The organism is Neobacillus sp. S1227 (assembly GCF_055385255.1).
Window position 1 is genome coordinate 4,018,766 of record NZ_AP038276.1, and the last position, 13,164, is coordinate 4,031,929.

General features: G+C 41.6%; 14 protein-coding genes. 1 reads left to right on the forward strand and 13 read right to left on the reverse strand.

Annotated features, from left to right (window positions below; all coding sequences use genetic code 11):
* Positions 1-75: 75 nt before the first annotated feature.
* Positions 76-321, forward strand: coding sequence for a hypothetical protein (locus ACZ5AE_RS20100; protein ID WP_464566349.1), 246 nt, complete (start codon positions 76-78; stop codon positions 319-321).
* On the opposite strand, the gene ACZ5AE_RS20105 is transcribed toward ACZ5AE_RS20100, so the two are convergent.
* The 13 genes from ACZ5AE_RS20105 to ACZ5AE_RS20165 all read right to left on the reverse strand — a co-directional run bounded on the left by ACZ5AE_RS20105 (position 318) and on the right by ACZ5AE_RS20165 (position 13,155).
* Positions 318-1,112 carry an HAD family hydrolase gene (locus ACZ5AE_RS20105; RefSeq protein ID WP_464566350.1) on the reverse strand — a complete coding sequence of 265 codons (795 nt, stop codon included), beginning with the start codon at positions 1,110-1,112 and terminating at the stop codon, positions 318-320. The two genes, ACZ5AE_RS20100 and ACZ5AE_RS20105, sit on opposite strands and share 4 nt — an antisense overlap.
* Positions 1,109-2,230, reverse strand: coding sequence for a cysteine protease StiP family protein (locus ACZ5AE_RS20110; RefSeq protein ID WP_464566351.1), 1,122 nt, complete (start codon positions 2,228-2,230; stop codon positions 1,109-1,111). The genes ACZ5AE_RS20105 and ACZ5AE_RS20110 overlap by 4 nt, the downstream gene beginning before the upstream one ends.
* Positions 2,211-3,575, reverse strand: a complete 1,365-nt coding sequence (locus tag ACZ5AE_RS20115) for a phosphoribosyltransferase family protein (RefSeq protein WP_464566352.1) — start codon at positions 3,573-3,575, stop codon at positions 2,211-2,213. The genes ACZ5AE_RS20110 and ACZ5AE_RS20115 overlap by 20 nt, the downstream gene beginning before the upstream one ends.
* Positions 3,517-4,713, reverse strand: a complete 1,197-nt coding sequence (locus ACZ5AE_RS20120; RefSeq protein ID WP_464566353.1) for an HpcH/HpaI aldolase/citrate lyase family protein — start codon at positions 4,711-4,713, stop codon at positions 3,517-3,519. The genes ACZ5AE_RS20115 and ACZ5AE_RS20120 overlap by 59 nt, the downstream gene beginning before the upstream one ends.
* A gap of 77 nt (positions 4,714-4,790) precedes the next feature.
* On the reverse strand, positions 4,791-5,564 hold the full coding sequence (locus tag ACZ5AE_RS20125; RefSeq protein ID WP_464566354.1) for a TerC family protein: 774 nt from the start codon (positions 5,562-5,564) through the stop codon (positions 4,791-4,793).
* Positions 5,565-5,642: 78 nt separating this feature from the next.
* A complete protein-coding gene (locus tag ACZ5AE_RS20130) occupies positions 5,643-6,224 on the reverse strand; it encodes a TerD family protein (RefSeq protein ID WP_464566355.1) in 582 nt (193 codons plus the stop codon).
* Positions 6,225-6,310: 86 nt separating this feature from the next.
* The gene (locus ACZ5AE_RS20135; RefSeq protein ID WP_464566356.1) at positions 6,311-6,898 is read right to left on the reverse strand and encodes a YpjP family protein; all 588 of its coding nucleotides are present in this window, start codon (positions 6,896-6,898) and stop codon (positions 6,311-6,313) included.
* 84 nt (positions 6,899-6,982) lie between these two features.
* Positions 6,983-7,756, reverse strand: a complete 774-nt coding sequence (locus ACZ5AE_RS20140) for a class I SAM-dependent methyltransferase (RefSeq protein ID WP_464566357.1) — start codon at positions 7,754-7,756, stop codon at positions 6,983-6,985.
* A gap of 65 nt (positions 7,757-7,821) precedes the next feature.
* Positions 7,822-8,256 carry a BrxA/BrxB family bacilliredoxin gene (locus tag ACZ5AE_RS20145; RefSeq protein WP_464566358.1) on the reverse strand — a complete coding sequence of 145 codons (435 nt, stop codon included), beginning with the start codon at positions 8,254-8,256 and terminating at the stop codon, positions 7,822-7,824.
* 36 nt (positions 8,257-8,292) lie between these two features.
* Entirely contained in the window at positions 8,293-9,420 is a 1,128-nt protein-coding gene (locus ACZ5AE_RS20150; RefSeq protein WP_464573678.1) for a conserved virulence factor C family protein, read from the reverse strand.
* A gap of 248 nt (positions 9,421-9,668) precedes the next feature.
* The gene (locus ACZ5AE_RS20155) at positions 9,669-11,561 is read right to left on the reverse strand and encodes an ABC-F family ATP-binding cassette domain-containing protein (RefSeq protein ID WP_464573679.1); all 1,893 of its coding nucleotides are present in this window, start codon (positions 11,559-11,561) and stop codon (positions 9,669-9,671) included.
* Positions 11,558-12,208 (reverse strand): HD domain-containing protein, encoded by a 651-nt coding sequence (locus ACZ5AE_RS20160; protein ID WP_464566359.1) that lies wholly within the window; start codon positions 12,206-12,208, stop codon positions 11,558-11,560. Before ACZ5AE_RS20160 ends, ACZ5AE_RS20155 begins: the two co-directional genes overlap by 4 nt.
* A gap of 98 nt (positions 12,209-12,306) precedes the next feature.
* Positions 12,307-13,155: a DegV family protein gene (locus tag ACZ5AE_RS20165; RefSeq protein WP_464566360.1), complete on the reverse strand. Its 849-nt coding sequence runs from the start codon at positions 13,153-13,155 to the stop codon at positions 12,307-12,309.
* Positions 13,156-13,164: the final 9 nt, after the last annotated feature.

Here is a 13,164-nt window from a genome sequence, read left to right on the forward strand (position 1 = left end):
ACACAATTCTTGTCTTTTCACCTTTATCCTTGTCCCTACATATATTTGAGTACTCACACTAAAGTAGGTGACTTGATGAGATCTTTATTTAAACGGCCGCATATAAACATGCTGCAGGAGGAACTGGAAACCGTAATGGAGGTAATGGCCTCAGACCTTTTTATATATCTTGATTTATTTGTATTCAGTTTAATTTTTACGCTCCTCCTAGGACCAGTGTTCCAATCCTTTGTCATCTCCATTTTGTTCTTGGCTGGATCCTACGGATTATTCTCCAGTATTTATTTCATAATCAGCAGGTTTTCGGATGGGGAAAACTAACCTTTAAGTAATTTTAAAAATATCTGCAAAATTTCCTCACCGGCTTGAACCCCTGTTTGATTTGTGAAGGTAAGGCCCTCGGTTTCGGACATTTTCGCCAGTTCGCCATGCCCTGGAACAAGCCGGTGCTGGCAGATTTCAAGGAAATCCAAATCAAGGATAGAGTCGCCCGCCCCTGCAACCGCTTTCTTCTGTTCTCGGTGGCAAATAAATTCCAGGGCCGCACCTTTTCTAATCGCACTGGGTAAACAATAAAGCTTTCTCCCCTGAAGAGAAATTCTCCAACCGAACTGGGCGGCCAATGTCCTTAGCATGGCTATTTCCTCGTTCGTTGGGAAACAATCTAGAATATAGTAGAAAAATAGATTTCCCACCTGCTTTAACCGCCCTTTTATCTCAATCCCTTCTCTTCCTATAACAGCACGTAATTCCTCTGGCACAGCAGACTCTTCATCTATCGCCTTGGAAATATGGTCAGACCATTCTGGAAGAGGCTTACCCTGATACATGATAACAGCACCATTTGTCGTAATTGCATAGGGAAGGTGAATGCTTTCATTAAAAATAACAAATCGCTTAAATTGTTCTGTTGTCCTAGTTGTCACGGGGACAAAAAGGCTTGAATGCGAAAGTTCAGTAAGTGCCTGATATGAAGGGTCCGTCATGTAGGCCATCCACATCCCGTCCCTTCGTTCAACTGGCTTTAATTCTATTGTATTTGGACCGCCTAGTTCTTCAACTGCCCTTGTGGAGTAGACAATCGTCCGGTCCAGGTCAGATGCAAATATCATGGCTGGTTCCCCTTAACAGATTTAATAATACCGCAGCAAAGATAATGAATATCCGGATACTCGATGACCTCGACTCCCTTTTCTTCAGCGAGCATCAGAATATGCTTGACAAACGGGCTTGTTTTGTCACGCATTAATATTTTCCAAGGAATTCTCCTTAAAAGGACCCTGGTAGTTTCTCCTACGCCGGGTTTAATATGATGGGTACTTTCAATCCCGAATTCGGCTTGGATTTTTTGGACAGCCTGCATCCCGAGAAATTCAGCCGTAATATTCTCATTGAACCGTTGCACTGCAGTACAGCTTGCTTGTTCCGAAATTGCGGAAAACTCGCCGTCAATAATGTCAATAAAGGTGTTGGAGACGTCAGCATTCATCAACTCCTTGTAAAATTTAGCACCATGAAAATCATTTTTTCCGATATAGGTGTTATTTAGCACCGTCCGACTTACCAGCCCCGATACGGTTGAATTTAAACAAGCGCTGGGGATAAGAAAATCTTCTCTCGTTCCAAAAACCCTTGTGCAATAGCCTGGATCAGCAAGAACGGCAAGTGTATCATCAAGCTGGATTCCATATTTTTCTTTATATTGACGGCATGCTTGTGTCAACTCCAACGAAATAGCTCCCTTTCCTGTCCAGCCGTCGACAAATTGAATTCTTCCTTCAGGATGTTCACTCAAAATATAGGCAATCGCATTTTCATCAATGCCCCGATCGCGAATGATAGAAATGCTGTAATGTGGCAGGGACACATTATAGCGTTTCTGGATATATCTTTTTATTAATATACCGACAGGTGTTCCCGCCCTTGCCAATGAAACAAGCACCGTATGTTCTCCTTTTAATGAAAAAATTTGCTCAGCAGCAACACCGATGCATAAGGCTACTTTTTCTTTATATTCGTGCAATGTATTCCAAAACAACTCTACATAGTCTTTGGGAGGCTGGTATTCAATCGGCAGGGATTCACTGTAATGGCCCCCTGATTGAATTTTCAACTCCCTGTTTTCAGTTGAGTCCTCAAGCTTAATCTTGCTTAAATCCTTTAACAGAAATAAACAATCAACCGGACTGTAAGTACCAATTTCGGCAGGTTTATTTTTTGCTTGAAACATCACCATCACCCCCAGCATCAGAGAAAAAAACAAGCTTTACCGAAGGAATTTGCGTCTTTTGCAATTCCTTTAGAAATGGAAGAAGACTTTCAGAGTCTATTTCTCTTTCAAAAAAAACAAATAATTCATCGTAATAGCCTGGAGGGATATTATAGACAAAATGAGGAATATCGTGATCCTCCGGGTTAGGAAAAGCCACTCCGAATTTTGCTCCGTAACCATCCTGATTTTCAATATGTACCGGGCTTCGTGTTGTTGACTGATAGGAAACACCGCTCCCCATGAAAGCAGAAATTCGCATCGGCACATACATGAATTCTCCTGTTCCTAGGCAAAGGGTTTTCTCTCCCGTTCTTAATTCCTTTAAAATTCCTGCTGCTTCTTCTGCCTTTTCTTGGAGAGAACGATTCTCCTCAGCAGCAAGTCCAAATCGGCCCGTTTCCTTAATATAGGATGCATTTTTTGCAAGATAAGGAGTTTTGTAAAAATGAGCAGATAATGTTAATTTTTTAACAGCCATCTCTTCATACTTTGAATCCATCCCAGCGTCCGTCCCTTGTGTAATCTCCTTGAATTGCCTTACCGAAACATCTCCAGTTACCAGACTTATCACATGAATGGTAATCCCAAGTTCCATTTCTAGGCGGGCAAAATCCCGACGGTTTTCTGCCGAGCGCCAATCCAGGATGGATACAACTGTATACAGTTTTCTTGGAAAGCGGGCATGTATGGAGCGAATAATATTAAGTGCTGTTTTCCCTGTTGTTATTTCATCATCGACCAAGATAATTTCACGGTTATTTTCCATCATTTCAAGAGGAACATAGCATCGATGCGAGGTGGCATGGGAATGCTCTTCTTCAAAAGTAATGTCCGGATTCAGACCATCGATATCCTCCCTAGTGGTATGAAAGAAATCCGCTTCTTTAAAGCAATCAAAGAAAGAGTGTCCAAGGGCGGTCGCAGTTTCGGCAAAACCAATTATTACTGGATTGATAGCTTCAGAGATAAATGGAGCGGGAATATAATCCTCATTCTGAATAAAAGCTCTTAGCATTTGCCCCTTTTCCACGCAGTTTATTCCTTTTACGACCTCCATGAACCGGGTGCCTAACAGAGCTGCTGTTAGCAGACTTCTTTTTGGATTAACGGGAATATGCTTGCCAAGTACCTTGCTGACAAACAAAAACGACCTCTTCTTATTTATTCGTGCAGCCATTAAAAAGAGCTCTTGCGGCGCCAGCTCATAGGGATTTTCCGTAATGGTAATAGTAACTTCAATCGCATTAAGAATGGGAAATGTATACCTCTTTTTTGATAAGGTCAATATTTGTGAATTCTTCATGTAACACCCCGTAAAGCCGTGATTTTAACATTATTTTTTCAGCCCAGTAGAGATGGGGCTTTATTTCATTCATTTTATTGGAAAAATCGCTTTTCATGACACCTATTTCCCCTGTGGCCGCTTTGATTATATTTGATGCATCAACATACTCCTCATAAGGGACAACATTTAGAGATTGGACAATTTTTATGTGTGACGGATGAATCACCGTTTTTCCGGATATTCCGTTGGCAATGTCCATTAGGGTTTCTCTAATCAGTCCATCGAGATTTTCTTCGATTAGCCGCCTTCTCCAATGAAGCCCCTCATCCCCATAACGCTCACGGAATGGTGTTTGCCTTAGCTGCGGTTTTAGCATTCTGTTTTTAGCGGAAAAATACTCCCAAACTGGACCGGAAACAACATATGGACCGTCAATACGCCCGAAAATATTAATGATATCTGATATACAATCTCTTAAAATGGCAATATCGTAAACCGTTGTATCCGGACTGCGGCGAATTCCGTAAAGACCACAGAAATCAGTTGCGCCGATACGGATATTTAAAACAATTTCCTTGTATCGATCAACTATTTGTTTAATCCTTACCAACTCTTCCATTCTTGTTTCCTTATGGATAACCCGGCTCGTTTCGAGAATCGGCATCGCATAAAAAGGATGTTCCTTGGTATGGATTTTCAGGACCTCATGTAACAGCTCTTCCCCATTCTCCGAAGAAAATTTCGGAAGAACAACACCTGTTAATAGATGTACAGCATCTTCAAGCCGCTCTTTAACCCTTTGCAGCTGTTTTAGATTTCGAACTCGCACAAACATCAAAGGCAGCTCCTCGATGCTTATAAACCCATCGTTCAGTGCCCAGAATAGTTTTTGCAGTTCATCAATCAGCAGACTCTCCGCACCAAAAACTCTGCTGTCACCTACTGCATCTTCGAGGTCAATAACCACAGATGTCAACCCAGAAAGCTTTTTTGACAGGATTTCCTGATGAAAATTTTGGCGGTCGGCCGGCATGTATAGTGTTGCCCCCAGCCCATAGGACAAAAGCTCACGTCCCGAATATTTATTAAATTCCTCAGGCCTTTTATAGAAATACCTGATTAATTCATCTTCGTAAAAATATGTAAAAAAACGCATTTTTTTACTCCTCTTTATCGTAAAAAATAAGGGAGACAACTCACGTCAGCTCCCTTTCTTTCATGCGAAATTTTTTATTAATGATTTTCTGTGCTATTTTCCTTCTTTTTATTCATAAAATGAACTACAAATGTAGCGGCAAACGTAACCAGCAAGATGATAAAGAACGTTACATGTCCTACATCGATATGGAAGACTGATAAAAACATTTTAATAGAAATTAATAGAATTAAAATATACGCGGTGGTTTCAAGCTCAGGAATCCGGTCAATTAGCGATAAGAACACACCGGCAACGCCCCGCATCATTAATACCCCGAGAATTCCTCCTAATAATAGGACCCATACCTCGCTGCTGACACCAAAAGCAGCAAGAACGCTGTCAACAGAGAACGCAATGTCCATTAACTCAACAGCAACAACCGTTCCCCAGAAGGTTCCAAAAAGTCGAATAAACAGGCCGCTTTGATCCATACCTTCTGACTCTTCATCCTCCGCTTCAGCAGCCCTTCTTTTATCCATAAAGTATTTAATCGAAAGCCAGGCAAGATAACCTGCACCAATCACTTTTACCCACCAAAATTTGATTAGGTACACACCAATTCCAATCGCAATGAATCGGAATGCGTATGCTCCAAGCAGACCGTAGAAAAGTGCTTTTTTGCGCTTTTCCGGCGGAAGATGCTTTACCATCACGGCTAATACGAGGGCATTATCTGCCGAAAGCAAACCTTCTAGAATCACTAATGTACCGATAAGTCCCCAAGCTACCGGATCTGTTAAGACCTCTGCCCACATTTCCCAATTAAAAAATTGAGCATACGTATCAATAATTCCTTGCAATACTGCCATTAAAAAAATTCCTCCTGGATGTTCGCTATTTTTTTGTTAAAAAGACCCAGCGAGCGCCGGGTCTCTGTTCTCTAATAATTAACCGACCTGCAGGCCAAAGTCAGTTGCCAGCGCCGCTAACCCGCCTTGGTAGCCGCTGCCGATTGCACTGAATTTCCACTCGCCATTGTGACGATATAATTCTCCAACAACAATGGCTGTTTCGATGGAGAAATCTTCGCCTAAATCATAGCGAATTAATTCTTGGCCAGTTTCTTCGTTGAAAATACGTGCATATGCGTTTGAAACCTGTCCAAAGTTCTGATTACGGGTTGCAGCATCATGGATTGTAATCGTAAAGGCAATCCGTTGGATGTTGGCTGGAATAGCCGATAAATTAATGTTTACTTGCTCATCATCTCCATCACCTGCACCGGTCCGGTTATCCCCAGTATGTACGACTGCACCACCCGCACCTTGCGGATTATTATAAAATACAAAATCTGATTCTGTTGTGACTTTTCCGTTTTCACCTAATAGAAACACGGAAGAGTCTAAATCAAAGTCATTGCCTCCATCATATTTATTGGTATCCCATCCAAGTCCGACAACAACTTTTGATAAGCCAGGATTTGTTTTTGTTAAATCAACTTTTTGTCCTTTTGCTAAACTAATTGCCATTTTTCTTTCCTCCTAATTGCGTAATAGTTTATTTACGAGTGTTTCTTAAAAAGGTTTCAATTTTACTATAAAAAATTTTTCAGATATTAGCTCATCCATTTTGGGGGTGTGTTTTTAGCCCAATAGATAGCTCCAAGGTTATGGTGGGTTTGGAAATGATCTTTAAATGTATGATAGTGGAAATTGAACCAGTATCCGGATTGCGGCGGCAAATCTCTTCTTACATGGAATCGTAAAATATCTTTCCCTGTTTGGCTATTTTTTATATGAAAAATCTTTTCAGAATATCCTGCTCCAGGTTCCTCGGTAATCACAAGATTTTTTAGGTCTTCCTCTGGAAATTGAAGAGCAGTTTGTTCAATCGCAGCCTCCATTTTTGGCAAAATAACGTCACGAAACTCATTTTCGATTACCGGCTTAATTTTTTGCCCGAATTTTTGATAGGATTGGATTTCTGCCTGCTGCATTATTTCTTGCATAAAGTGTTGTCTATTAAACTCTGTTTCACCAAAATAACCCTGAGAATACCCATCCTCCCTCGCAGGAATTTCGAAAACATCCTGATCCTTTGGCGTCTCGGCATTGACAGCATTCATTAACTGCGCAGGTGTGACGAGACCAAAAGTTAAAATCGATATAAAAACAAAAAGTGATTTACGAACCCATTTTTTCATCCTCGGATCACCTTTACCCTGTAAAAAAATATGTAATCTCTATTAATAAGTATACTACTTTTTTCCAGAAATAGAAAAGCGGATTTATTTTTCAATAAAACCAAAATGAAATTTTGCAGTTTGTCTTCTTATCACTTGAAAGCCATATTTTTCAAATCTTGAGCTTTTGTAATGGTCTTTTAAGACAACGCGATGTCTGGCCACTCTGATCGCCTCGTTAATTGTTTCCATGCCCAGCTCGCCGTAAATGGCAAACTGCCCTAAAGCCTTAATTCCTTCAGACTCTTTTATACTTTCTTCAAACATCGGGTCAAAATAGACACAATCGACAGAGGATTCTGCCTGCAGCTTTAAATAGTCACGGGCATTGGAATTTATGACGGTGATTCTTTTCATTGCTTGGTTCATTTCCATGATGCCGGAATCCCACGATTGGAGACCATCCTTCACAACGTAGGCCAAAAATTTTTGCCCTTCTAGTCCTGTGACATTTCCCTCACTACCGACGAGAAGGCTTGCAACTATTGCATCTCCGGCGAGTCCAAGAGTGCAATCTAAAACGTTCATCCCTTTTTCCAGTTTGGCAGCATCGGCAAAAGGGTCATGCTCTCCTCTAAGGAGACGTTTGATGCGGAACATTGCGGAGTTCGGGTGAAAGAAAAAAGGCTCAGCAAATTCTGCCTTATGTAATTCCAAACGTTCTTTGCCTACTACAAGACAATCGCTGTTTGCTTCTTTTTGTAATTGACTAATGGATTTTTTCCTGCGGGGGATATAGGGTGCATCCAAAAGCTTTGAAATCTTGATGGCTTCTTCTTTTTTTTGCTGATTCGCTCTGCCCGAAGTGGTAATAAACATGGTATTCCATCCTATTGTGTATTTAGTAGTAAAAAAGGACGGCTTTCGCACGTCCACTAAAAGTTTTAGCAATGAGCTTCTAATGCTCCTAATATATTTTGCATTACGGTTTCCATCGGCATTCCTTCAATATCATGTCTTGGAATGAAGTGTACGACTTTATTGTCCTTTAATAAGGCCATAGATGGTGAGGATGGTTCAATTCCTTCGAAATACTCGCGCATTTTTGCTGTTGCTTCTTTGTCTTGGCCAGCAAAAACGGTAACTAGTTGATCTGGTTTTTTCTCACTGTTTAAAACTGCCTGTGTTACAGCCGGGCGTGCTAATCCAGCGGCACAGCCACAAACAGAATTCACCACGACCAGTGTTGTGCCTTTTGCGTTTTCCATAAATTTTTCAACGTCTTCTGACGTTGTTAGTTCGGCAAAGCCAGCGTTTGTTAACTCCTGACGCATTGGCATGACCATTTGCCTCATATATTCTTCATAAGCATTTGACATATTATATAACCTCCATAAATTTTAGTATTAGCAAATTTACTCTTCCGATTTTCTTGCTTCCGTCATTTGCTTCCAAACGGAGCCTTTTGCTTCTTCCCCGCCTTCGATTCGCTCAATTGCCATCTTAATTTGCATGCTTACCTCGAATTCAGGGTCATTTTCAGCAGACTTCAAAGCCGGAAGCGCCTTTTCATCCCCTACCTCGTAAAGGAACATGGCGGCCCGCCAGCGAACCAATTTGCTTTGATCCTTTAAGGCTTCAATCATTTCGTCCTGTGCTTCGGGGAAGCCGAGGTCCGATAAGCAATCGCCTGCTGTTCTTCGGACGGTTACGGTTTTATCTTTTAAAGCGCGGTATAACAGCGGCAATACCGCTTGGTCCTTAATCATTCCAAGATAAACAGTGGCAAGTCTGCGGATAGACGGCTTTTCATCAGAGAGTGCTTTTTCGAGCATTGGCAAATCCTCCAATTCTGGATCTTCCATTTGCTCAAGCAGCTGGTAGCGTATCTGCCAATCAGGGTTACTCAAGTCGTCAGCCATCACTTTACGGCGCATCGGCTTTGTTTTTTGCTCCGATTGAGCTTGCGCTTTTTGGACAAGTTCTTCAAGGCGCTGTACTGGATAAGCCGCGATTAGTTCCTCGACAACCTCCGGCCCAACCTGATCCATTTCACCATACCTAACTCCTTGATTATCCCATTTCCTAAGTAAAATATAATTATCCTCCTGAAGCTGGGCATTTTCCCGCGCTTTTAAAAAGTAGTCCGGCATTCCGAACCTTTTTTCAGTAGTGCCATCGGTCAGCTTAACCTGAAGAGGAATCCCCTTGAACATTTGCACTTCAACTTTGATTTCACCAAAATGGTCGTTGATTGCTTTTGCAGTGTTTGCGATTTTGTCAGTATCTTCACCGAATGCCTGACGGACCTTTGGTAGAAGTTCCTTCCAGTCATATTTAGCGTTGCGTTCAACAGCAAGGAAGTCTGCCACATGATACACGCCTTTAATACCCTCTATTTGCAAGACGGCTTGAATAACCGGTGGTGCATCCAGCGCTGTTTCCTTTTTATAATTATGGCTCTTGCCCATCGGAAGTTCATGGTCAAGAAGGATTTTCATCGTATTCGGACTTGGCGTTGGTTCAATTGACTTAATTTTCAACATACTCACCTTATTCATATGTTTTCTTTAACAAGTTTAACATAATGAGGGAAGTATATTCATGTAAGATGCCTACTAAATGGCTAGTTCTAATTTTCCATTTACAAGGTAATTGTAGATATCCATTAAAAATTTGTAGATTCCTTCTTATATTTTGTAGATATATTCCCAAAATTGTAGATATCCTATAAATTTTCGCAGTAATATTTCCGAGCAGCAAAAAAAGAGCACGCCTTCGCGGCGCACCCTCATTCATTTTCAGCTATTTCGGCCAAGTATGACCATCTTTCTATTAAATACTCCAATTTTTCGTTTAGCTCAGTTTCCTTTTTCATTAAATCCTGCAATTTTGAAAAATCGCTGCCCGCTCCCGCCATTTCGGTCGCAATTTCTTCAAGGCTCGCTTCAGTTTTGGAAATAATCTCATCAATTTCTTCCCACTCTTTTTTCTCTTTAAAGGTCAATCTCTTCTTTTTTTCCTTTTCCTGGGCTTTTGAAGCAGGAGTGGGAGTGGATGCCGGTTTAATAACTTCCTTGGCAGCCGTTTCCTTTTCCAAATACTCCGAATAATTCCCAAAAAAGAAATCAATCTGCCCTTCACCTTGTAAAACTAAAAGCTGTTCGGCAACTTTATCAAGGAAATAGCGGTCGTGGGAAACAGTAATCACGACACCTGGAAACTCCTCAAGGTAGTCTTCCAAAACCGTCAATGTTTGCGTATCAAGATCGTTGGTCGGCTCATCAAGCAGCAATACATTCGGTGCGGTCATCAGGATTTTCAATAAATACAAACGGCGTTTCTCCCCGCCAGACAGCTTGCGGATTGGTGTCCCATGTGTATATGGAGGAAATAAAAAGCGCTCGAGCATTTGTGCCGCAGAAATCGTCTTCCCGTCTGATGTTTCAACGATTTGTGCTGTTTCCTTGATATAATCAATCATCCGCTTATTTTCGTCCATATCCTCGCCTTCTTGGGTATAGTAGGCGATTTTCACAGTAGCACCCATATTAAACTCTCCCTCATCAAGAGGGATGCGCTTAGCGAGGATATTTAATAACGTCGATTTACCAGTCCCATTCCTACCGATAATGCCAATTCTGTCGCCCGGTTTGACAAGCAAATCAAAATGGTTGAGAATTGCCTTTGCACCATACCGCTTGGATGCATCTTTTAGTTCAAATACCTGCTTGCCTAGGCGGCTGCCATTCAAAGAAATATCAAGCTTTTCACCTGACGACTTTCCGCCTGAGAGCTTTTCGTCAAGCTCTTCAAAACGCTGAATCCGAGCCTTTTGTTTCGTCGTCCTCGCTTTTGCCCCGCGCCGAATCCATTCCAGTTCTCGTCTGAACAGGTTCTTTCTTTTTTCATATGTGGCCGCCTCATTTTCCTCGCGGATCGCTTTTGCCTCCAGAAAAGCGGCATAATTGCCTTTATAGCTATATAAATTGCCGCCATCAAGCTCAAACATCCTATTGGTAACCCGATCCAAAAAGTAGCGGTCATGGGTGACGAGGAGAATAGAGCCCCGATATCGGCTCAAGTAATCCTCAAGCCACTTAACACTGTCAAAATCAAGGTGGTTTGTCGGCTCATCCAAAATGAGCAAGTCAGGTTCAGCGATTAATACCTGTGCCAACGCGATCCTTTTCTTCTGGCCGCCGGACAAACTGCCAACTCTTTGGGTAAAATCTTCAATGCCCAATTTTGTTAAAACAGACTTGGCATTTGTGCTTGCATCCCAAGCGTCCAAAGCATCCATCTGCTTTTGCAAACGGAAAAGTTCCTCCTGAAGTTTCGCATCATTTGGTGCAGCATTTAGCTCCATTAATATATTTTCATAATCCCGCATCAGCTTAAGGATTGGCGCATCCCCGTGAAAAACTTGTTCTAATATTGTCCGGTCCATCTCAAAATCAGGATGCTGCGACAGGTAGGCAATGGAATAATCTTTACCAGAAATGATTTTTCCTTCATCAGGCACATCCAAACCTGCCACGATTTTTAACAATGAAGATTTTCCGGTACCATTCACCCCAATCAGTCCGGCACGTTCTTTTTCGCCGATGGTAAACGAAATATTAGAAAATAATTGCTTTTCTCCGTATGTTTTTGAAACATTTTCGACTGTCAGCATTTTCATGATTGTTGACCATTCCATTCACGGTAAAATTGTTCTAAAAACAATTGCATCATTTGCTGCCTTGGCTCCGCCATTTGTATTGCCGTCTCGGTATTCAATAAATCTTTTAATTTTAATAATTTTTCATAGAAATGATGGATGCTCGTTGATTTTCCTTTTCGATATTCTTCCTGGCTCATTGTTTCCCTCACATTGATAGCGGGGTCAAAGATGGATTGCCCTTTTTTGCCGCCGTAAGCAAAGGCTCTTGCAATGCCAATCGCGCCGATGGCGTCCAGCCGATCTGCATCCTGAACAATTTCAGCTTCTACCGACATAAGTTTGCTGCCATGACCGCCTTTATAGGAAATAGAAAAAATAATCTCCCTAATGTGATTTTTTTCGGCTTCCTCGAGGGGGATTGTCTCCAAAAAGCTCTCAAGTTTCTGTTTCCCGGCTTCTTTACTGTAATTCAGCTTTTCATCAGGAATATCATGAAGCAAGGCAGCCATTTCAATGATAAATGGGTCGCCCTGCTGTTCTGCTTTGCTAATATGTATGGCATTCCGTCTGACACGGTCCACATGGAACCAGTCATGACCGGTTGAATCCTCACCTAATTCATTGCGGACAAATTCTTCCGTCTGCTTAATAATTTTGTATCTCAATTTTAACACCTGCCTTTATCCTTGCTATTTTAACACGAATATCAGCCAAACAAGAAAAAATAACCCCGAAAAAGCGAGGTTATCTTTTTATAGCATTTTTATCTTAATCCATTAAACCAGCTGATGCCGAGGGTGTTCTCCCCAGCATGAACACCGATGACGGCACCTAATGGTGCATCAAGCACATTCAGTTCCGGATACTGTGCTTGAATTTCCTGCCGCCAATCAACTGTATGCTCTTCATGTAGACCATACAATAAATACACTTCTTTAAAGTGATGCTTTTCATAAGACTGTTTAAAATATTCGAGAATTTTATCCTTGGCCTTTTTTTCGCTCCGGACTTTTTCCTTCACATACAAAGCCCCGTTATCGAATGAAATCACAGGCTTTACATTTAACATGCTCCCTAAGAAAAATTGCACGCCTGACATTCTGCCGCCTCGGTGAAGCTGCTCGAGACTTCCAACCAATACGTATGTCTCGTTTGTATCTCTTATCTCTTCCAATTGTTTGATGGCATGTTCCAAATTAAGACCTTCCGCCAATAATTCCATCCCTTTTTTCATCAATGCCGACATTGGCAGGGTAAGAATATTGGAATCAAAAATTGTTACTGGGATATCCACGAGCTTTGATGCCTGCTCACTGGAAGATACTGTACCGCTCAGCTTCCCGGAAAGATGGACAGCGACGATTTGGTCGTAATCTTTAGAAAGCCTTTCGAACACTTCCTGAAAAGCCCCAACTGAAGGCTGGGATGTCTTTGGAGGGCTTTTAAGGTGCTTTAACTTCTCAAACAATTCATGTGAGGTCAAGTCAATCCCATCCGCAAATACCTCCCCGTCAAGAATAACGGATAATGGAACGCTATATATATCAGGATGATTTCTTAATTCTTCATCTAAATAAGCCGTACTGTCAGTCACCCACGCCGTTTTAACCACGGAAATCTC

Bases quoted from the DNA above. Each gene is read 5' to 3' on its own strand.
- ACZ5AE_RS20140 (WP_464566357.1), bottom strand. From the start codon at position 7,756: ATGTTTATTACCACTTCGGGCAGAGCGAATCAGCAAAAAAAAGAAGAA.
- ACZ5AE_RS20130 (WP_464566355.1), bottom strand. From the start codon at position 6,224: ATGGCAATTAGTTTAGCAAAAGGACAAAAAGTTGATTTAACAAAAACA.
- ACZ5AE_RS20135 (WP_464566356.1), bottom strand. From the start codon at position 6,898: ATGAAAAAATGGGTTCGTAAATCACTTTTTGTTTTTATATCGATTTTA.
- ACZ5AE_RS20155 (WP_464573679.1), bottom strand. From the start codon at position 11,561: ATGAAAATGCTGACAGTCGAAAATGTTTCAAAAACATACGGAGAAAAG.
- ACZ5AE_RS20110 (WP_464566351.1), bottom strand. From the start codon at position 2,230: ATGTTTCAAGCAAAAAATAAACCTGCCGAAATTGGTACTTACAGTCCG.
- ACZ5AE_RS20145 (WP_464566358.1), bottom strand. From the start codon at position 8,256: ATGTCAAATGCTTATGAAGAATATATGAGGCAAATGGTCATGCCAATG.
- ACZ5AE_RS20100 (WP_464566349.1), top strand. From the start codon at position 76: ATGAGATCTTTATTTAAACGGCCGCATATAAACATGCTGCAGGAGGAA.
- ACZ5AE_RS20105 (WP_464566350.1), bottom strand. From the start codon at position 1,112: ATGATATTTGCATCTGACCTGGACCGGACGATTGTCTACTCCACAAGG.
- ACZ5AE_RS20120 (WP_464566353.1), bottom strand. From the start codon at position 4,713: ATGCGTTTTTTTACATATTTTTACGAAGATGAATTAATCAGGTATTTC.
- ACZ5AE_RS20115 (WP_464566352.1), bottom strand. From the start codon at position 3,575: ATGAAGAATTCACAAATATTGACCTTATCAAAAAAGAGGTATACATTT.
- ACZ5AE_RS20125 (WP_464566354.1), bottom strand. From the start codon at position 5,564: ATGGCAGTATTGCAAGGAATTATTGATACGTATGCTCAATTTTTTAAT.